20 protein-coding genes are annotated in these 21,727 nt (G+C 40.9%); 13 read left to right on the top strand and 7 right to left on the bottom strand.

From position 1 onward, the window contains the following. Window positions 1–66: 66 nt before the first annotated feature. The 8 genes from GKD17_RS17505 to GKD17_RS17540 all read left to right on the top strand — a co-directional run bounded on the left by GKD17_RS17505 (window position 67) and on the right by GKD17_RS17540 (window position 8,963). Window positions 67–939, top strand: coding sequence for a hypothetical protein (locus tag GKD17_RS17505; RefSeq protein WP_007831207.1), 873 nt, complete (start codon window positions 67–69; stop codon window positions 937–939). A 215-nt stretch (window positions 940–1,154) separates the two neighbouring features. Then, entirely contained in the window at window positions 1,155–2,618 is a 1,464-nt protein-coding gene (locus GKD17_RS17510; protein ID WP_007831204.1) for a TolC family protein, read from the top strand. Between the two features lie 26 nt (window positions 2,619–2,644). Then, a complete protein-coding gene (locus GKD17_RS17515) occupies window positions 2,645–3,631 on the top strand; it encodes an HlyD family secretion protein (RefSeq protein ID WP_007831193.1) in 987 nt (328 codons plus the stop codon). A 6-nt stretch (window positions 3,632–3,637) separates the two neighbouring features. Further along, window positions 3,638–4,813, top strand: coding sequence for an ABC transporter permease (locus GKD17_RS17520; protein ID WP_032935381.1), 1,176 nt, complete (start codon window positions 3,638–3,640; stop codon window positions 4,811–4,813). 14 nt (window positions 4,814–4,827) lie between these two features. Continuing rightward, window positions 4,828–6,078, top strand: coding sequence for an ABC transporter permease (locus tag GKD17_RS17525; protein ID WP_007831189.1), 1,251 nt, complete (start codon window positions 4,828–4,830; stop codon window positions 6,076–6,078). Window positions 6,079–6,116: 38 nt separating this feature from the next. Next, window positions 6,117–6,542, top strand: a complete 426-nt coding sequence (locus tag GKD17_RS17530) for a copper resistance protein NlpE (RefSeq protein ID WP_007831188.1) — start codon at window positions 6,117–6,119, stop codon at window positions 6,540–6,542. Between the two features lie 185 nt (window positions 6,543–6,727). Further along, entirely contained in the window at window positions 6,728–7,093 is a 366-nt protein-coding gene (locus tag GKD17_RS17535) for a BlaI/MecI/CopY family transcriptional regulator (protein WP_007831186.1), read from the top strand. Between the two features lie 22 nt (window positions 7,094–7,115). Beyond that, on the top strand, window positions 7,116–8,963 hold the full coding sequence (locus GKD17_RS17540) for a M56 family metallopeptidase (protein ID WP_007831185.1): 1,848 nt from the start codon (window positions 7,116–7,118) through the stop codon (window positions 8,961–8,963). 66 nt (window positions 8,964–9,029) lie between these two features. Here GKD17_RS17540 and GKD17_RS17545 read toward each other — a convergent pair whose 3' ends face one another. From GKD17_RS17545 to GKD17_RS17575, 7 genes are all read right to left on the bottom strand, one after another. Then, entirely contained in the window at window positions 9,030–10,130 is a 1,101-nt protein-coding gene (locus GKD17_RS17545) for an Mrp/NBP35 family ATP-binding protein (protein ID WP_007846973.1), read from the bottom strand. Between the two features lie 10 nt (window positions 10,131–10,140). Beyond that, window positions 10,141–10,899 carry a tRNA (guanosine(46)-N7)-methyltransferase TrmB gene (gene trmB, locus GKD17_RS17550; protein WP_007843422.1) on the bottom strand — a complete coding sequence of 253 codons (759 nt, stop codon included), beginning with the start codon at window positions 10,897–10,899 and terminating at the stop codon, window positions 10,141–10,143. A 121-nt stretch (window positions 10,900–11,020) separates the two neighbouring features. Beyond that, a complete protein-coding gene (locus GKD17_RS17555) occupies window positions 11,021–11,647 on the bottom strand; it encodes a DUF975 family protein (RefSeq protein WP_007831180.1) in 627 nt (208 codons plus the stop codon). A gap of 17 nt (window positions 11,648–11,664) precedes the next feature. Next, complete coding sequence (locus GKD17_RS17560) at window positions 11,665–12,684, bottom strand: branched-chain amino acid aminotransferase (protein ID WP_007831179.1); 1,020 nt, start codon at window positions 12,682–12,684, stop codon at window positions 11,665–11,667. A 174-nt stretch (window positions 12,685–12,858) separates the two neighbouring features. Continuing rightward, window positions 12,859–13,062: an exodeoxyribonuclease VII small subunit gene (gene xseB / locus GKD17_RS17565; RefSeq protein WP_007831177.1), complete on the bottom strand. Its 204-nt coding sequence runs from the start codon at window positions 13,060–13,062 to the stop codon at window positions 12,859–12,861. A gap of 8 nt (window positions 13,063–13,070) precedes the next feature. Beyond that, window positions 13,071–14,378, bottom strand: a complete 1,308-nt coding sequence (gene xseA / locus GKD17_RS17570; RefSeq protein ID WP_007831176.1) for an exodeoxyribonuclease VII large subunit — start codon at window positions 14,376–14,378, stop codon at window positions 13,071–13,073. Beyond that, window positions 14,378–15,751: a S8 family peptidase gene (locus tag GKD17_RS17575; RefSeq protein ID WP_007831175.1), complete on the bottom strand. Its 1,374-nt coding sequence runs from the start codon at window positions 15,749–15,751 to the stop codon at window positions 14,378–14,380. The genes xseA and GKD17_RS17575 overlap by 1 nt, the downstream gene beginning before the upstream one ends. A 120-nt stretch (window positions 15,752–15,871) precedes the next feature. Here GKD17_RS17575 and GKD17_RS17580 point away from each other — a divergent pair, with 120 nt between their 5' ends. The 5 genes from GKD17_RS17580 (at window position 15,872) to GKD17_RS17600 (ending at window position 21,642) form a co-directional block, all read left to right on the top strand. Then, window positions 15,872–17,242 (top strand): MATE family efflux transporter, encoded by a 1,371-nt coding sequence (locus GKD17_RS17580; RefSeq protein WP_007831173.1) that lies wholly within the window; start codon window positions 15,872–15,874, stop codon window positions 17,240–17,242. 53 nt (window positions 17,243–17,295) lie between these two features. Beyond that, a complete protein-coding gene (locus GKD17_RS17585; protein ID WP_005845633.1) occupies window positions 17,296–17,925 on the top strand; it encodes a cytidylate kinase-like family protein in 630 nt (209 codons plus the stop codon). 231 nt (window positions 17,926–18,156) lie between these two features. Continuing rightward, window positions 18,157–20,013 (top strand): tetratricopeptide repeat protein, encoded by a 1,857-nt coding sequence (locus GKD17_RS17590; RefSeq protein WP_007831170.1) that lies wholly within the window; start codon window positions 18,157–18,159, stop codon window positions 20,011–20,013. Window positions 20,014–20,167: 154 nt separating this feature from the next. After that, complete coding sequence (locus GKD17_RS17595; RefSeq protein ID WP_007831168.1) at window positions 20,168–20,572, top strand: DUF3244 domain-containing protein; 405 nt, start codon at window positions 20,168–20,170, stop codon at window positions 20,570–20,572. Between the two features lie 143 nt (window positions 20,573–20,715). After that, window positions 20,716–21,642, top strand: coding sequence for a hypothetical protein (locus GKD17_RS17600; protein ID WP_007831167.1), 927 nt, complete (start codon window positions 20,716–20,718; stop codon window positions 21,640–21,642). Window positions 21,643–21,727: the final 85 nt, after the last annotated feature.

A 21,727-nucleotide genomic window follows, 5' to 3' on the forward strand; every position in this document is an offset into this window, starting at 1 on the left:
TCCATAATATTTTTCGAGCAGTCTACATAAATTATTGTACTTTTGTCCAAAATTCAATGTAACACTATGGATAAGAGCAAAAAACTGATTATTGTCATTATTCTGCTGGTTGTGATTATCGGCGGAGTTTCTTTTTATGCTTTTCATCAAGCAAAAGAAAATAAAGAAATGAGCGAACTCTTCGCTGTGGAAAAACTGGAAATGGAAAACGAATATACAACTTTCGCCACCCAATATGATGAACTTCAGATACAGATAAACAATGATTCCTTGCGCGAAAAGCTGGAGAGTGAGAAGCTGAAAACACAGCGGCTGCTAGAAGAATTACGACAAGTAAAGACCAGTAACGCAGCTGAAATCATGCGTTTGAAGAAAGAACTGAAAACAGTGCGTGCCGTACTACGCACCTATGTTATCCAAATAGATTCACTGAACAAACTCAACCAAGCACTAGCTGAAGAAAATCAAGAAGTGAAACAAAAATATACGCAGGCAACCCGCCAAATCAATAATTTATCTCAAGAGAAAAAAAATCTGAATGAAAAGGTCACCTTGGCAGCTCAATTGGATGCCACAGCAATTAGTGTAGAGCCTAGAAACAAACGCGGTAAAACAGCCAAGAAGGTAAAAGATGTAAAAAAGATAGCTATCTCGTTCACCATTGTCAAGAATATTACTGCCAAAACAGGTGAACGTACTTTATATATACGTATTGCCAAACCGGACAATGACATACTAACCAAAAACCCTTCAAACACATTCCCATACGAAAACCGTAGTTTGGTTTATTCCATCAAGAAATACATAGAATACACCGGAGAAGAACAAAATGTAACCGTATATTGGGATGTAGAAGAATATTTGCCTGCCGGAACTTATCATGTTTATATCTTCGCTGATGGAACCATGATAGGACAACAAGCTTTCAGCATGAAATAACAAGGAACATTCTCCCCCAAATATATTTAATTAAAAAAATCAGCCGGTTGAAAACGAACCGGCTGTTTTTTCTCCACATAAACAAAAGCAGTGAACATACAGATTGCAGAATTATAAAAATATTTTAAAATAACATCTAGAATATGGCTTTCTTAAAGATTTGTCTTATTTTTGTTGCATAAACAACTTAAAAACAACAAAACAAGAACACTATAATGAAAAAGATTGCAGCTTTTATCCTATTTATCGGTGTTTTAGATAGTATTTCAGCCCAAAGCACACTCACCTTAGATAGTTGTCGTGCTTTAGCATTATCCAACAATAAAGAGTTGCGCATTTCAGCTGAAAAGATTACAGCTGCACATTATGAAAAGAAAGCGGCTTTTACCAATTATCTTCCTAAGATTGCAGCTATAGGAACGTATATGCGCACTCAGAAAGAAATCTCTTTATTAAGTGACGAACAAAAGGGAGTTATCAGTCAGATAGGGACTACCGCCCAAGGCTCTATACAGGAAACTTTCCAACAACTGGCAGCTTCCAATCCCGAACTCGCACAAATACTGCAACCACTTGCTCCCCTCATCCCAGGTATTGGAAATGCACTGAACAAGGTCGGACAAGGTTTGGTAGATGCGCTGCGCACCGACACACGCAATATGTATGCAGGAGCTGTAACCCTTACCCAACCCATCTTCATGGGAGGAAAAATTGTTGCCTACAATAAAATCACCCAATACGCAGAACAGCTGGCCGAATCACAGCACGCCACCGGTATGCAGGATATCATTTTGAATACAGACCAAGCTTACTGGCAAGTCATCTCACTGATAAACAAGAAAAAACTAGCCCAAAGCTATCTGCAACTGGTCAGCCAACTGGACAGTGATGTAGATAAAATGATAACCGAAGGTGTCGCCACCAAAGCCGACGGACTAAGTGTAAAAGTAAAAGTGAATGAAGCCGAAATGAAGCTCACACAAGTAGACAACGGATTAAGCCTATCTAAAATGGTACTATGCCAATTATGCGGTCTGCCTTTAAATGATGAAATACGTTTAGCAGATGAAGACGTAGAAAGCTTAACTCTCCCTGAATATCATGTAGGTGATAATGTAGCCACCGCTTTGGCAAATCGCGAAGAATTACGAAGTTTGGATCTAGCTAATAAAATTTATGACCAAAAAGTCAATATCACCCGCGCGGGATTTCTTCCTACAGTGGCTCTGACCGCCAACTACATGGTAACCAATCCCTCATTGGTAAACGGCTTTGAACGCAAATTCCGTGGCATGTGGGCTGTTGGCGCTATGGTACAAATTCCAATATGGAACTGGGGCGAAGGAATGTATAAGGTAAAAGCTGCCAAAGCGGAAGCAAACATTGCCCGCTATCAACTGGCAGATGCAAAAGAAAAGGTAGAATTGCAGGTAAGCCAAGCCAGCTATAAAGTAAATGAAGCAGCCAAACGCCTGAGCATGGCCGAAAAAAATCTGGAAAAAGCAGACGAGAATCTGCGCTATGCCAAACTGGGATTCATGGAAGGAGTCATTCCCACCAGTAATGTATTGGAAGCGCAAACCGCTTGGTTATCTGCCCAATCAGACAAAATAGACGCTCAGATTGATGTAAAACTGACTGAAGTCTATTTGCGCAAGTCAATGGGAGTGCTTAAATAAAAATTAAAGATTAAAAACGAAAAGATATGGCAGAAAGATCACAACACAGCAATATTTTGCTGGCATTTATTTCACTGACAGCAGTCATCGTTATTGTATCGCTGATAGGTTTCTTCACATTGGGAAAAGGCCCGGAAATCATTCAGGGACAAGCAGAAGCTGACGAATATCGGGTTTCCAGCAAAGTACCGGGACGCATTCTGGAATTTCGTGTGAAAGAAGGAGACAAAGTAAAAGCCGGTGACACACTGGCTATCCTTGAAGCCCCCGATGTAAAAGCCAAACTTTCTCAAGCACAAGCTGCCGAACAAGCAGCACAAGCCTTGAATGAAAAAGCACAACGAGGTACCCGCCAAGAGCAACTGCAAGCTGCCTACGAAATATGGCAGAAAGCTAAAGCCGGAGTAGAAATTGCTGAAAAGTCATACAACCGTGTCAACCGACTCTTTGAAGAAGGCGTAATGTCCGCGCAAAAACGTGATGAAGCCAAAGCACAATTTGATGCCATGAGTGCTACAGAAAAAGCTGCACGCTCCCAATACGAAATGGCAAAGAACGGTGCACAACGTGAAGACAAAGCCGCAGCCGCAGCCCAAGTAGAACGTGCCAAAGGTGCTGTAGCCGAAGTTTCTTCCTACATAGACGAAACGATACTGACCGCGTCAGCTGATGGAGAAGTAACCGAAATCTTTCCCAAAGCAGGCGAACTGGTAGGTACCGGTGCCCCCATTATGAACGTGGCCCGCTTGAATGACATGTGGGTAACATTCAATGTACGCGAAGATTTCCTAAAAGACTTTACCGTAGGAAATGAGATTAACGCATTTATTCCTGCCTTTGACAAAGAAATAAAATTCAAGATTACTTATATGAAAGATCTGGGTACATATGCCGCCTGGAAAGCAACCAAGACTACGGGGCAATTCGACCTGAAGACCTTCGAGGTAAAAGCTGTTCCTGTAGAGAGAACAGACGGATTGCGTCCGGGAATGAGTGCCATCATCGAGAAATAACAAACAATGAACAATACTGTCCATAACCGTATATTCCGCATAGCCCGGCGTGAAGTGTTCCGCATCGCCACAAGACCGCTATATCTGTTCTGCATGATCATAGCTCCCTTGTTCTGTTACCTCTTCTTTACTACATTAATGTGGAACGGACTCCCTACGGATATGCCGGCAGGTGTGGTCGATTTGGACAACACAGCTACCACACGCAGCATCATCCGTAATCTGGACGCTTTTCAGCAGACTAAAATCATAGCGCATTACCCCAGTTTCGCAGATGCCCGCAAAGCCATGCAGCAAGGGAAAATCTATGCTTTCTACTATATTCCAAAAGGAACTACCGACAAGGCATTAGCAAGCCGCCAACCCAAGGTTTCTTTTTATACCAACTATTCCTATCTGGTAGCTGGTTCATTACTCTATAAAGACCAGCGCACCATGTCCGAGCTGGCGGGTGGAGCCATCGGCCGTGCCACCTTATATGCCAAAGGAGCTACAGAAGACCAAGCCATGACGTTCCTGCAGCCCATAGTCATCGACTCCCATGTATTAAACAACCCATGGCTCAACTATTCAGTATATTTGAGTAACACTATCATACCAGGTATTCTAATGCTGCTTATCTTTATGACCACCGTCTATACCATTGGAAGTGAAATGAAAACCAACACCCAAAAAGAATGGATGGGTATGGCAGGCAATTCCATCACCGTAGCTCTGACCGGCAAATTGCTGCCTCAGACTTTAGTTTTCTTTGTCATGGGCACCTTCTATAATGTTTATCTATACGGTTTCCTGCACTATCCCTGTAATAGCGGTATACTGCCCATGCTGTTTGCCGGTCTGTTATTAGTACTGGCTTCACAGGCTTTCGGAGTATTTCTGTTCGGATTGTTTACAACAGTCCGATTGGCACTGAGCACTGCCTCCCTATGGGGAGTGATTTCTTTCTCCATATCGGGTATGAGTTTTCCAGTTATGGCAATGAATCCTGTGTTACAGGCACTGGCCAATCTATTCCCGTTACGCCACTACTTCCTGATTTATGTAGATTTGGCGCTTAACGGATATCCGCTGATTTACGCATGGCATTCAATAGTCGCGTTGATGTTATTCATGCTGTTGCCTTTCTTTATACTGAAAAGACTGCGCACAATACTATTACATTATGTATATATTCCCTAAAACGGCAAGCAGTTATGAGAGCATATAAACTCAAAGATATCATCTCACAAGGAACTAAAGACCTTTTCTACATCTGGTGGCAAGAGCTGAAAGCAGTTGTGAAGGATCAGGGTGTACTTATCTTCTTCATTCTGGTACCACTAGGCTATCCGCTTCTCTATACCTTTATATATACCAATGAAACAGTGCGTGAAGTTCCTGCTGCTGTAGTAGATAATAACCGTTCCAGCCTCAGCCGTGAATACCTGCGTCTGGTAGATGCAGGTGCCGACTTGGAAATAGTATCTCATTGCAGTGATATGGAAGAAGCAAAAACTTTATTGAAGAACGGCAAAGTGTATGGCATCATCTATATTCCTGAAAGCTTCAGCCGCGACATTACTAAAGGAGTTCAAACCCATGTTACCATCTACTGTGACATGAGCGGTATGCTATACTACAAAGCCATGCTGACAGCCAACACCAATGCCTCGCTGATGATGAACAAACAGATAAAGATAGAACGCTCCGGCAACACAACCATCCGACAAGATGAAGTGAGCACGTCTCCCATAGCGTATGAGGATATTTCCATTTTCAATCCGCAGAACGGTTTTGCCAGCTTCCTGATACCCGCCGTACTGATATTGATTATCCAACAAACTTTACTGCTAGGAGTAGGTCTATCTGCCGGAACTGCTCGTGAGAACAACCGTTTTCGAGACCTTATCCCCATGAGCCGCCATTATCATGGCACGCTGCGCATTGTTTTAGGCAAATCACTGACTTACCTTATGATATATGCTGTCATGGCTACCTATATGCTCTGCCTTGTTCCCAAAATGTTCAGCCTGGTACAAATAGCTCAAGCCGGAACCCTAGCGGCATTCATGTTTCCTTACATACTGGCATGCATTTTTTTCGCGATGACTTGTTCTATCTTTATTCACCATCGGGAAGCCTGTATGATGATCTACGTATTTACCTCAGTGCCGTTACTATTTATCTCAGGTATCTCGTGGCCAGGTACTGCCATTCCTAAATTCTGGGAGGTGATTTCATGGCTGTTCCCTTCCACTTTCGGCATCAACGGTTTTGTACGCATCAACAATATGGGTGCCACACTGACCGATGTACTGACAGAGTACCGGATATTGTGGATACAAACAGGCGTTTATTTCCTTACCACCTGCATCGTATACCGTCGTCAGATCACCTTAAGCCGCAGACATGTATACGAAAGATTAAAAGAGATTAAGAAAAGACGCAAAACAAATATCGTCTGAATTTGTTTATAAATTAAAAACCAAATGAATTATTTAGGATGAAAAAACTTTTTATTCTGGCATGCGTATGCCTACTGATTACTTCATGTAACAGTAACCCCAAAAACACTAACGATTCTGCAACCTCCACCGAAACAACGGATATGCACAATGCAGAAAATTCATTGGATTATGACGGTACTTACACCGGAACCTTTCCAGCTGCCGACTGTCCGGGTATCAACATGGCCCTGACTATTAAAAAAGACAAGACTTTTGAGTTGATATCAGAATACATTGACCGGCAGGATGCTACTTTCAAAGAATATGGAACTTACTCCGTTGAAGGTAATATTATGACTTTAATTAATGGAGAGGATAAGCAATATTATAAAGTCGGTGAGAATACCTTGACCGCTCTCAATCAAGACAAACAGGCAATAACAGGAGAGTTAGCAGACCATTATATCCTACACAAAAAATAAACTTTACTTCATCTGTCATTTTCATGCCAAAGTGAAGAGTCCGCTTCAATCTATCACAGCTGGATTCTTCACTTTGTTCTTTTATTTGTCCACAATCTGTATTCACACTAATTAACTTCCATTCCTTTTGTTTATTACGAAAATTTCGTAGATTTGCGAAAACATCGTAATCAATTCATTTTCTTATGGAAAAGCTAACGATACAAGAAGAAGAAGTGATGCTTCATATTTGGAGCATGGGAGAATGTTTCGTGAAAGACATAGTTGCTAAATTTCCCGAACCTAAACCACCTTACACTACGGTAGCGTCTATAGTGACCAACCTGAAAAGAAAAGGTTATGTTACAGCCAAGCGCTTCGGTAACACCTATCAATACACCCCTGTAGTGAAACAAAGTGAATACAAACGCACATTTGTAAGTGGTGTGGTCCGAAACTATTTTGCCGACTCGTATAAGGAAATGGTATCTTTCTTCGCTAAAGAGCAAAAAATCTCCGCAACCGACTTGAAAGACATTATTGACCTGATAGAAAAAGAAGAAGATAAATAACCTTGCTAAATTCATAAATATTATGATAACTACAGCTCCCGAACTCATTTACATGCTGAAAGTAAATATAGGCATCGCCTTATTCTATGCTTTCTATAAGCTGTTCTGCTGTCGCGACACTTTCTTCCAATGGCGTCGTATCGCACTGCTGAGTTTTCTTGCACTCTCTTTTCTTTATCCGCTAATGGATATGCAAGCATGGGTGAAAGAACAACCTGCCATCAATGAACTGGCAGATTACTACACACTGATGATGCTAACAGAAACAAATACTTCCACTGCCACAGTAGTCACAACTCCTGTTGCTATTCCCACACCCGGCCTGCTTGATATAATAAAGTTCATCTATTGGATTGGAATCCTTTTATTATCCGCACGATTTATGATCCAACTAAGTAGTATTTTCCACCTTGTCTTAAAAAGCAAGAGTATAAATGTAGACCAAATATCCATACGCAGTCTATCAGAACCTGCCAATCCATTCTCTTTCTGGCAATGGATTTTCGTCTATCTGCCCGAACTGAAAGAAGATGAAAAACAAGAAATCCTGACGCACGAACAGACCCACGTCCGCCAATGGCATTCCATAGATGTCATTATCAGTGAAATAGTAAATATCATTTGCTGGATGAATCCTTTTGCATGGCTAATGAAAACAGAGATCAGACTCAATCTAGAATACCTTGCCGATCATAAAGTAATGGAATCCGGCACAAATAAGAAAGCATATCAATATCACCTTTTGGGATTAGCCAACCAGAACAGACAAACCGGTTTATATAATAATTTCAACTTATCACACTTAAAAAACAGAATTAAAATGATGAACAAAAAAAGAACCCGCACCACAGGGCATATCAAATATGCCTTGTTTGCACCGCTGACTGCTGCTCTACTCTTGGTCAGCAACATTGAAACCGTGGCACGGACAGCCGAAAGGTTAATCTATTCCACGGAAGAAAGCACCCCACGCCCCGAAAGGGAAGAAGTGGCATCTTTTGTCAACACAGTACAAGGTCTAGTGACTTTCACTATTACCGTAACCAATAGTGAAGGTAAGCCTCAACCTAATGTTACTCTGCAAATCAAACCGAGTGATGAAGTGAAAACTTTCAAAACCAATGCAGAAGGAAAAGCTACCATAGAAGTGGATATGACGACTCCCAAGTATGTTTCCCTAGACGTTTCCTCTCCTAAAAGTTCCAAACATCAATCACTTCTACTTTCAGCAAACAAACCAAATGTTACTGCCATCTTTGATACTGATGATGATATTGCCGCTTACATCAAAGCCGGCAAACAAATACGGGTCAAGTTACAAATATCTAATAATGATAACCAACAACTGGCAGGAGCAGAACTTATTTCTTCTTCAACAAATGCCAAAGCCACGACAAACGCTCATGGAGAAGCTCAGTTAACAGTAGGAGTAGGCGAAACCATTGCCATTAACCATAAAGGTTATCAGGAAGGAAAATTCACGGTAAAAGAACTCTGTCCCATCAAAGATATGGAAAATCCGGAACTAGTAAGATTACTTCTTGTCGGAGAAGATCCCGTATACCAGATAGCAGACAATATGCCTGAATTCCCCGGAGGTATGGCAGCTTGCTTACAACATTTGGCACGAAACATAAAATATCCCACAACAGCTCAAAAGGAGGGAACGCAAGGTAAAGTAATCGTACAGATGGTTATTGAAAAAGATGGTTCGGTAGATCATGTAAGCATTGTACGCAGCATTAGCCCCGAACTAGATGCTGAAGCAGCACGAGTTGTAAAATCCATGCCGAAATGGAAGCCGGCAACTGTAAAAGACAAAACAGTACGTTGCAGATATACTGTTCCTGTAACTTTCAAACTGCAATAAAGAGTATAAAAACAGAAAAGAGGCTGTTTCGAACAGCCTCTTTTCATCCCAAAAACATATTTCAAATTATTTCTTCATTTCCACAATGTGCGTCGGCGCTTGCTCCGCATTACGCTTCTCAGTCTGCTTCACAACATTTTCAGCCAACTCTATGAATGCACGTCCGGTAATGCTGTTCTCATTCAAAGCAGCGGGAGTACCCTTATCACCATTCTCACAAATACTCTGTACAATAGGGATTTGTCCCAACAAAGGCACATTCATTTCTTCCGCCAATTGCTTGGCTCCTTCTTTTCCAAAGATAAAATATTTATTTTCAGGAAGTTCGGCAGGAGTAAACCATGACATATTCTCCACCAGTCCCAAAATAGGTACATTTACTTTGTCATTGGTGTACATATTGATTCCTTTGCGTGCATCAGCCAAAGCTACCTGTTGGGGGGTGCTGACAATAACAGCTCCTGTAATAGCCAAAGTCTGCACCAAAGTAAGATGAATATCACTAGTACCCGGAGGAGTATCAAGAATAAAATAATCCAACTCGCCCCAGTCCGCATCTCCGATTAATTGCTTCAATGCATTACTAGCCATACCACCACGCCATAAAGTTGCTTGATCAGGATCAACAAAGAAACCAATGGAAAGCAATTTGATACCATACTTTTCAATCGGAATAATCAAATCACGACCATCAATCTGTTCGGCATAGGGACGAGCATCTTCCACTTGAAACATTTTAGGTACAGAAGGACCGAAAATATCAGCATCCAACAACCCCACTTTATAGCCCAATTTAGCCAGAGCCACTGCCAGATTAGCCGCCACAGTAGACTTTCCTACCCCACCCTTTCCGGATGAAACAGCAATCACATTTTTAACAAACGGGAGTAGCTTGCCCGGTTCGGGACGCGCCGCTTGGCGGCTCTCTGTCGCAATAGTTACCTGTACATCAGGTGAAACATAAGTATGAATAGCTGTTTCGGCAGCCTTTATCATAGATTTCATAAACGGATCGGTCGGTTTCTCAAAAATCAACGAAAAGCTTACCGACATGCCGTCAATGCGAAGATTATCGGCAACCATCTCCGCTTCCACCAAATTCTTTCCCGTTCCAGGATAACGCACTGTTGCCAAAGCGTCCAAAATCAATTTCGGATATAAAGTCATCATTCTGTTATTATTTACTTGTTTTCAACCCGCTTCGTTTACTGCGGTTGTAACTGCGATACTCATCCAATTCTATTTCCACATCGGGTTCATGCAACTCCTTCTCATGCGGCAGACGGAACTTCATATATTTTATATTCAAACCACGATCCAACCATTGTTGTTCATAATAGGTACGGATGCCTAGTATGTCATCCACCAAACCGGAATGATACAAATCTTCGGTCATAAACTCTACCGGCAATTTGTTTTCCTCTACCATATAGCGGGTGTAAGTAAACATAAAATTACTGTCGGTCTTCAAGTGAATTAGCCCATCCGGCTTCAAAAACTTGCGATAACGTTCCATAAAGTATGTGGAAGTAAGACGTTTAGTCACTTTCTTCATCTGTGGATCAGAGAAAGTCAGCCATATCTCACTCACCTCGCTCGGAGCAAAAAAACGATCGATGATTTCGATATTGGTACGCAAAAAAGCCACATTCTTCATGCCATTTTTCAGCGCTTCCGTCGCACCGGTCCACATACGGGCCCCTTTTATATCTACACCGATAAAGTTTTTATCGGAATACATACCTCCCAGCCCTACGGTATATTCACCTCGTCCACATCCCAGTTCCAGAACTATCGGATTATCGTTCTTAAAAAAGTCACGGTTCCAATTCCCCTTCATATCGAACGTAACGTTATCGGCCACCGAATAAGGGTATTCAAACACGTGCGGATACTCCCGCATATCAGCAAATTTCTCCAGTTTTCCTTTTCCCATGAAAATTAGTCTATCATTATTTGTTTCCACAGGCAAAGGTAGGAATATCCTGTGAAAGAGAAAAAAAATAGACCTGCAATTCACTTGCAGGTCTATTTTTCTTCTCTTTCTATTTTCTATATTATTCAGAAATTGCCTCAACGGACTCTCCCAATTCTTTCTTCAAATCTTCATAGAAGGCAGCATGTGATGCTTCTACATAGGGAGCCAAGAACAAGAAACCGATACCCAAAGTAAAACAGCACAAAATAGCCCAACCAATGAAGCTCAAATCCAACAAGAACATCTTCATCTTATGACCGGACATCATCGCCATACTTTTCTCTATGGCAGCATTGTACTGCAACTCCGGATAATCTTTCAGAATAAAGAGCGTCATGGCATATGAATAGGACTTCATGATGCCCGGAATGACAAGCAGCAACGTCCACAGGAATGTATAGACTGTAGTCAGTAGCATTGTACCCAATATCCGTCCGTAGTCTTTAAACCCGTCGAAAAGACGGGCAAAATCCAGCTTTATTCCACGAATCACATCCAAAAAAAGGACAGTATAGCCGAATCCCAAGGGTAGGAGCAACAAAGCAATGAGACTAAAGGAGGACGAAGCCACCGACTCCATAATACGATAGGGCAGCGTAGGGGTATTCATCACCAGTCCATAAACCAAGGTAATAACCGCACCCAATCCCCAATTACCGGTCAACGCATCGATTGCCCGATTCTTCAATTCTGAATTTGTTTTCATAAGAATCTATTTTTCTATTAGTCTAAAACTGTCACCCAATTATGTGTATCAGGTTCATCACCATACTGGATAGCACGCAGTTTGTTATACAGTTTTGTACAAACAGGACCCGGCTTTCCATCTTTAGAGATAATGTACGATTTCTTGTTTTCCAAATCATCAATACGCTGGATAGGACTGATAACAGCCGCCGTACCGCAAGCCCCTGCTTCCTCGAAGGTTTCCAGTTCTTCTTCAGGAACCGGACGACATTCCACCTTTATACCCAAATCCTCGGCCAGCTGCATCAAACTCTTATTCGTTATAGAAGGCAGAATAGAAGATGATTTTGGTGTAATGTAAGTATTATTTTTAATGCCGAAGAAATTAGCCGCACCACACTCGTCAATGTACTTCTTTTCTTTGGCGTCTAGATAGAATTCGCACGAATATCCCAAATCATGGGCTTTCTTATTGGCACGCAGGCTGGCAGCATAGTTACCGCCCACCTTAAAGCGTCCGGTTCCATAAGGCGCGGCACGGTCGAACTCACGGATAATAACATAAGGATTAGTAGAAAAACCACCTTTGAAATAAGGACCTACCGGAGTTACGAATACCACAAACAGATATTCATTGGCAGGGTGAACCCCCACCTGAGCACCTGTACCAATCAGTAAAGGACGAATATAAAGAGCCGCACCACTTTCGTATGGAGGAATGAAACGCTCGTTGGCTTTCACCACCTTCTTTATAGCGGCCACAAACTTTTCTGTAGGAAGTTCCGGCATCAGGATACCGTCACAAGTACTTTGCAAACGCTCCGCGTTGGCTTCAGGACGGAAAATACGAATTTTACCGTCTTTTCCACGATAAGCTTTCAACCCTTCAAACGCTTCTTGTCCATAGTGTAGACAAGTGGCAGCCATGTGAATATTCAACGTTTCCTCCGAACAAAGTTCCAACTCTCCCCATGCACCATCACGATAGTAGCAACGTACATTATAGTCTGTCTTCATATAGCCGAAGGACAGATTTGCCCAATCAATCTCTTTCATAGTGTATCTTAATTATGTTATTATTTACGAATGAGAGCAAAATTACGTTTTATATTTGCAAATTCCAATCAAAATAGCTTTTTTATTTATAGCTTTTATAATTTGCCTATATGTCTCAATGTACAAATATGCCATGCGGAATATAACGCAGCCAATTGCCACATTAGTATATTGTCACATTGATACATTATTATCTAACATTTTCTTTATCTCCTCATCGGCTTTATAAAGTTTATCCCGGCAAAACTTAATTAACTCTTGTGCCTCTTTCAGATTTACACTTAAACTGTCTATATCCAACTCATTACTATCTATGCGTGATACGATTTCTTCCAGACGTTTCATTGCCTGCTCATAGGTTTGTTTCTTTGCTGCCATACTTCGTTTTATTTTTTAGTTACTATACTCTTTATTTCTCCTTTGGCAAAACGAGTGGTAAGTTCATCCCCCGGCTGCAATGCAGAAGCATCGATCACCGCTTTGCCATTTTTCAGCGTGATACTATATCCCCTTTTCAACAAATTTTCGGGAGATGCCGCCTTCAATTCCTGCTCCAAAAGTTGGAGCCGATGCTTTTCCTTTACCAGACGACGCTGTGAAACGATGCCCAACTGAGTCTCCACCATTTTCAAACAATGGGTCTCTTTTGTCAGACGGGATTGCAGGCCTACTTCCAAATGCTTCATGATTCGTTCCTGGCGATAATGTTCCTCTTTCAGCCTCATCCGCGTCTGCATGGGAATACGTTCTACCATCCGGTTCAGCCGGGTATTTTCCCGTTCCATACGGGTAGAGATAGTATGAAGTACAGCCGATGCATAATCTTCAAGAACCTTGGCAGTGTCATGCAAATGATTTATAAGATACTCGGCAGCAGCAGTAGGTGTCTTGACACGAGTATGAGAAACACAGTCCAACACCGTATCGTCACGCTCATGCCCTATACCGGTTATAATAGGTATAGGAAACTGAGCACAATTAGTCGCCAACTCATATGTATCGAACCCCGAAAGGTCGGACGTGGCGCCTCCGCCACGGATAATAACCACGACATCCCAATCATCACGACAGGCATGGATAGCATCCAATGCGGTAATGACAGATTGTTCTACCCGTTCTCCCTGCATAATAGCAGGAAACAAACGCGGATAAAAGACAAAACCGTAGGGATTCTGTTCCAGTTGATTACAAAAATCACCATAACCGGCAGCCGTAGCCGAGGAAATAACGGCTATGCGTTGCGCCAGCAAAGGAATCTCCAGTTCCTTATTCAAAGTCAGCACACCTTCTTCTTCCAGTTGTTTCAAGATTTCGCGACGGCGACGCGCCATATCCCCCAATGTATAAGTAGGATCTATATCTTGCACAGTAAGCGAGTAACCATATAATTCATGAAACTCCACAGTCACTTTCACCATCACTTTAATACCCGCAACAAAAGCCTGTCCGGTTTCCTCTTCAAAATAAGGCTTCAGCAGACGGTAGACATTGCTCCAAATAGTCCCCCTTGCCTTAGCTATCAGATTATTCCCCCGTGGCTCTTTCTGTACAAATTCCAAATAGCAATGACCGGAATAATTGGAACGTACATCACTCAGCTCTGCCTGAACCCAATAAGTATCGGGCAGACAAGCATGAATGCTGCGCTTAACCAACGCATTCAGTTCATATAAAGAAAGAGGATGTTCTTCCATTATTTTTTCTTCTCTAATTCTATTTGACAAGCTTTCCAGATATCAGGCACACCATAACCGTAAATATTATCCGGATACTCTTTACGGTCTCCTGCATTCCGCACCGCCTCCACCACCTGCTTGGCAGTAAGCCAGGGACAAGCCTGCCAGAAACAGGCTACCAACCCGCACAATGTAGGCGATGCGAAAGAAGTACCATTGGCATGAGAAACCGTTCCATCATTACCCGCTACGGCCGAAGCAACTCCCACCGCCATCACATCCGGTTTTACACGGCCATCTGTAGTATTTCCCACAGAAGAGAAATCAGCATTAACCAGATTCCGGTCTGCCGCCCCCACTGTAATAACATTTTCCGCATCTCCCGGAGGTGTGATTTTTTTCCATGTGCCACGCCCCGAATTTCCGGCACTGCATACCAACACCAATCCTTTATCGGCAGCCAAAGAAGCGGAATGAGACATCAATGAATAATGCCCGTCCAAATCACGGTACCGGTAATTCATGGTCGTATCATCAAACTCATAATATCCCAATGAAGTATTAACCACATCCACTCCCACACTATCGGCAAATTCCAAAGCTTCCGCCCAATAATCCTCTTCCACTGGCTGTTCCGTATCATCATCCTCACTACGGAGAAGCCAATACGAAGCTTCAGGAGCTGTGCCGACCAATACATTCGGCTTATTGGCAGCCATACAAGATAACACTTTCATGCCATGATAGTTCTCGGCATAAATATCCGAGTGAGAATTTACAAAATCGCGTGTTCCCAACAAGTCCATTCCCTTGAAAACACTGATCTCATCAGCATTATAAAAACCGGCATCAATGACCGCTATTTGCATCCCCTTCCCACGAAAACCTGCAGCGTGAAGACTGTCCCCATGATGAACAGCAATCTGCCGCCACGCATCCCCATAATAGTTATTACTCTTTGTCACCTTATTGGTCACCTCTTTTTTACGGTCGGCATTGCGGGCAGGGATACTGTCGGGAGCTGTCCACACTTTCCGGACAGCTGCCACAAAAGGCAATGCCGCCACTTTATCAATAACCGATGTGTCAGATACCTGCACCACCACTGTATTGTTCCACTTACTTTTGGATACAGGACATACTCCTTTTCCGACCAGCATATCTATATAGCTCTGACATACAGGAAGATCTGTAGAATCAACGGGCAATCTCTGCCTCATGCGACGCTCCAAAGCACGTTCGGACAAATAAGCCGAAGGATTGTCCAATGTATAGGTTGTTTCTGCCTTATCGCGAAAGTTTACACGATACTTATACGTTTTTACTTGTGCCGGCATTTGTAAGGTGCATGCCAATAGCAAGCAGCCCACTATTCCTTTTTGACTATTCATTAATTCTATTCCGTTTATTTTTTAGATGCAAAGATAAACAAACTTTTCCCTCACACTCATTTTTTGTGTACCTTTGCAGCCAAATTCAGTTTAAACAGGTAAAAAGACAGAAAATAAAGTATGGCAAAAACAGGAACCCCCACAGAATTGGGAACACAACCAATCGGAAAATTACTTTTACAATATGCAATTCCCGCCATTATCGCTATGACGGCATCTTCCCTATACAATATGGTAGACAGCATCTTCATCGGTCACGGTGTAGGTCCTTTGGCTATTTCAGGACTGGCTATTACCTTCCCACTGATGAATCTGGCGGCTGCATTCGGTTCACTGGTCGGTGTGGGTGCCTCCACATTAGTTTCCGTAAAATTAGGACAGAAAGATTATGCCACCGCCCAAAATATTTTGGGCAATGTAGTTACGCTGAACTTTATTATAGGTATAGGATTCAGTATATTAACCTTGCTTTTCCTCGATCCTATTCTCTACTTCTTCGGAGCAAGCCCGGATACCATCTCCTATGCACGAGACTACATGGTCATTATCCTGCTGGGCAATGTTATAACCCATATGTATTTGGGACTGAATGCCTTACTACGCGCTTCGGGGCATCCACAAAAAGCAATGATAGCCACCATCACCACAGTAATTATCAATACCATCCTTGACCCTATTTTTATCTATCTATTCCATTGGGGTATTCAGGGAGCCGCCATTGCCACCATTCTGGCTCAAATCATCGCACTGGTGTGGCAATTCAAAACCTTCACAAACAAGAACGAATTGCTCCATCTCCACCGAGGCATTTACAAACTGCGCGGTACAATTGTAAAAAACACCATCGCTATCGGTATGTCTCCGTTCCTGATGAATCTGGCAGCATGCTTCATTGTAATTTTCATTAACAAAGGTTTGAAAGAATATGATGGCGATCTGGCCATTGGCGCATTTGGTATTGTAAACCGGATTGTTTTCCTATTCGTCATGATCGTGATGGGGCTGAATCAAGGTATGCAACCCATAGCCGGTTATAATTTTGGCGCCCAACAATATCATCGTGTAAACCAAGTATTAAAACTTACCATTTATGGTGCCACCACCGTTACAACAACCGGTTTTCTAGTAGGTGAACTGATGCCCGAATTGGCCGTATCCGCTTTTACCACTCATGAGGGACTGATACAGCTATCAGCTACCGGTTTACGCATTGTGGTCATATTTTTTCCCATTATCGGGTTTCAGATGGTAACGTCCAATTTTTTTCAAAGTATCGGCATGGCTGGTAAAGCCATCTTCCTATCATTAACCCGGCAGTTATTATTCTTGCTCCCCTGCATCATCCTGCTCCCTCTTTTCTGGGGATCGGCAGGAATTTGGTGGAGTATGCCAATATCAGACTTGGCGGCAAGTATTGTCGCAGGAGTCATGCTTTACCGCCAGTTCAAGATTTTTAATACCCACGGTAACAAATTAAAAGTTGAAAATTAAGAATTAAAAATTAGTTTCCTTATATTTGTCCACATAATCAATAGACAACGACTATGAACGAGCATTATGTTATCAACCTAGGACGCCAACTAGGCAGCGGAGGAAAAGAGATAGGCGAAAAACTGGCTCAAGAGTTTGGTATCGCCTTTTACGATAAAGAATTAATCAAGCTAGCTTCAGAAGAGAGCGGCCTGTGCAAGGAATTCTTTGAAAAAGCAGATGAAAAAGCTTCTCAAAGCATCATCGGCGGTCTATTCGGAACACGTTTTCCTTTTATCAGCGATGGAGCCATTCCCTATGGCAGTTGTCTGAGCAATGACGCTTTGTTCAAAATACAAAGCGATGTAATACGTGAACTGGCAGAAAAACAATCGTGTCTGTTTGTCGGCCGATGTGCCGACTACATTTTGCGTGACCATCCCCGTTGCGTCAATATATTCGTTTCTGCCTCCAAAGAAGCACGCATAGAAAGATTGATGCATATCCATCATATTTCTACAGAAGCCGCTGAGGAATTGATGGAAAAAGCAGATAAAAAACGGTCAGCTTACTATAATTATTATAGTTACAAAACGTGGGGAGCTGCCGAAACTTATCACTTATGTATTGATTCGTCCGTATTGGGGATTGACGGAACAGTACAATTCATCAAACAGTTTGTAAAATTAAAGTTAGGATTTTAACTACTTTTAAAATGGTATACCGGCAATTCAAAGGGTTACCTCAACTGTAATGAAGGGATATGTCTGATTTTTTTAATTCTATATTTCAAATAATTCAGACACATTCCTTTATATTATCCCATGGCAGGATAAATCAAAAAATATCAACCTTCAAACTTTTCCTATAAAATCAACAAATTCATTCACTTACGCAACATATCCTATAAGATTCCTATCACCAATAATATAGAAATGATTACTATGAGCAGCTTCAAACATGCAGGGCTAATAATTAGCATAATTACCAGTCTGATATCCTGTACACACAATAAGAACTACACCACAACCTTCCAACCCGAATTGGCAAAAGCAGAAGCAATAATGTACAGATATCCCGACAGCGCACTGCATATATTACAGGGCATACAACCTGACAATCCTTCTGACAATGAACAATATGCCACATGGGCATTATTGATGACACAAGCTCAATATAAAAACCAAATTGAACAATCCGATTCTTTAATAAATATCGCTTATTCTTATTTCATTAATCAAGATAATGCACAAAGAAAGGCATTGGCACTATATTATAAAGGTATCTTGTGCCATGAAAGTCATCATGCCGAAGATGCATTGTCATTTTATCTAGAAGCAACAACTGAAATAGAGAAAACAAATGATTATCAATTAGGCTTTCTTATCAATTCAGAGATAGGGCTAATGTATCTATATCGAAAACTAAATGATTATGCTATGGAATATTTTGAAAAAGCACATCATAATGCCGAATTATCCAACAACCAAACATACATAGCTTTCTCTTTCATCTATATCGCTAGAGCATTTTCACAGAAAAAACAATATAATAAAGCGATAGAATATTATGAAAAAGCCATAAAAATAGGACAAGTGAATAACTATCCTACCATATTGGCAAGCGCCATGAACGAAACCAGTTTTTTATTTCTTAAAACAGGAGATAATAAAAAGGCTCTTCAGTATGCAAAAGATTGTATTAAAATAAAAAAGACTGATCAAAGAATATTTTCATTGGGAGATACTTATCGCTATTTAAAAATGTACGATTCTGCATATTTTTACCTAAACCAAGCTTGCCTGTCACCTAATATCCATACAGCCCGTAGCGCCTATCAAGCACTATATTATATTAGTCAAGAAGAAAAAGATTACAAAAAGGCAGTAGAGTACAGTAATAAACTATGGTTCTATCAAGATTCAATAGGTAAAACTGATCGCAATAAAGCATTAATAGAGATGCAAGAAAAATATGATCAGCAAAAAATAATTAATGAAAATAATCTGTCACAAATAAAGAAAGACCGGATCATACGCAATGTGCTCATCGCCTTAATCATTTTGTCTTTCATCATAGCAATAACAAACTATCTATACCAACGAAAAATAGTCTCTCAAAAACAAGAGATATTGGAGAAAGAAGAAAAAATTCGTTATTTCACTATGAAAATACATGAAAATGAGACATTGATAAACCGCAACAAAATGCGGATAGAAGAACTTACGATCCAAATGGAAGGAAGCCAAGAGATAAAAGAACAATGGAAAGAACAAAATAAAATACGACAAGAAATACAACAACAGAATGAAATGCTGAAACTGGAGAACAATAAACTGCAAAATCATATAAGCAATTATGCCCAATCATTAAAAGAAAAGTCGAAAGAACTGGAAGCAATGGAACATCTATCAGAGGAAAACCAGTATCTACATAAACGCGAGGCTTTTTTATGTAACCAACTCATTAATCAGACAGAATTATTCAATAAACTAAAAACAACAAAGTATATAGACGACCAACTATGGCAAGAAATAAAAGAAAAAATAGATTTATTATTCGATAACTATACTAAAAGACTATACCATCAAATACCTTCCTTAACAGATGGTGATATACAAATATGCTGTTTGATAAAACTACGATTCAGCAACGGTGACATCGCCAACATGTTAGCCATCTCGCCCACATCTGTGTCCAAAAGGAAGTTAAGATTAAAAGAACGCATCGTACAAGAAATAGGTTCATTAGGCGAAAATCAAAGCCTTGATTTATGGCTTATGGAATACTAAAAATAAACAATTGTCTATATCACCTCCCTATAAAAAAAGGTAATAAGCTAGTTATTAACTTATTACCTTTTTTCATTTGTCCACATGATATCTGCACGTTTTTAAAATTTATCCTCTAACTTTGCCTCAAACAAAACAATTAAAACATAAAATTATGAAGTTAAAAAGTATAAAGAAAAGGATATGGAGTATAGTTATTATCATAACTACATTAATAGGTATTTTGCCTGCACAGGCCAATACAACAGAAACTCCTGTTAAAGATGTAGAATTGGATGGCAGATGGGATGATCCTATTAGAAGTGCGACTACCAATTGCCCCATAACTGTATTTACCGATGGCTATCTCCTTACTGTCAAGAACGTATCACCCGACCGTGATATGACCATCCGCATTACAGATATGGCAAAAGGGAGCGTCGTTTATGAAAATAATATTCCTGAAGTACAGAGCGCTTACATCACAATTTCTATTGCAAATTTCCCTGCAGGAGAATATAAACTAGAAATAACAGGTACACCTTCCGGACATTTAACGGGATATTTCACTCAAGAGTGACAGACCTGTTTTCATAACCCGACTAAAATATACCTAAACCGCTAACTTGATTCATTAGAAATTGGAACTTTCATGTTCCAATTTCTATGAATATAATTTGTCCAAAAAGTTCATTAAACAAATCCATATTAGCGCAATAATATATGCTGAATTTCCTTCTTGACATAACACCAGACAAAAGCCAGCTATTGATAACCATCAAATTAGCAGGGATATTGCGGGAAAAGAAACAAGAGGTATACTATACCTATACCTCAAACCCTGCTTTTACGCCTGTACTATATAATAAAGGAATAAGCAACTGCGTACTTTATCCAGATGATTTCCGTTGGTTAAAGCCCGACCTAACGCTTCTAGATTGTCGGCATGCAGCACATGCCTCCCTTTATCGGCAGCTAGCCATTGACTATATTTTCATAGCCATGCAGTTGCCTGACCAAAAAAACATACAGGACAAAGATATTTCTATACTTTATCTGCCACCCACTCCCTACCTGTCATCCGATTCCGGACCACGTTTGGAAACATTGACAAAGAGATTGCAGGATATTAAAAAAGACAAAGAAAGAAATATTATTGTCGGATTATTAGGAAAAGGAAATAAAAATTCAAAGATACTAGAAGATTTTTATAGAGTTATAAAAAGAAGTTCCATCAGAAATCCCCGGTACCAATTCATATTATTGACCGACATACCAAATGTATATCAATCGTCTGAATTGCCCGACAACATGGAATTATTCCGCACGCTGAACCTTAACACCATATTACCATTATGCGATTTGGCTTTGACCGATTCACATTCTGACGCATGGCTGGATTGTACCTTTGCTCAAATACCGGTACTGAAATATTCGCCTAAAGATATGATAAACATAACTCCGATGAAATTGGAGCAACAAATAGAATATGCATTACAAAATAAAACAACACTAACACAAAAGGCGAAAGAGTTATGCGATTTCTTTGAGCGTAAGAATCGGGAAATAAACAAAATAGCCGATATGTTAATAGAAAGAGCAGGACGTAACAGATATAACTCATGCAGACTCCGGCCGCACACTTATTAAAGTAATTCAGCGTTCATACCTACTTCCACGTCCAAATGAACGTTAATCGCTCCAATGAATTTCTTTTTTTAAGTGATTGCGGCCG

This window comes from Phocaeicola dorei (assembly GCF_013009555.1).
In the GTDB taxonomy this organism is placed as follows: Bacteria; Bacteroidota; Bacteroidia; order Bacteroidales; family Bacteroidaceae; genus Phocaeicola; species Phocaeicola dorei.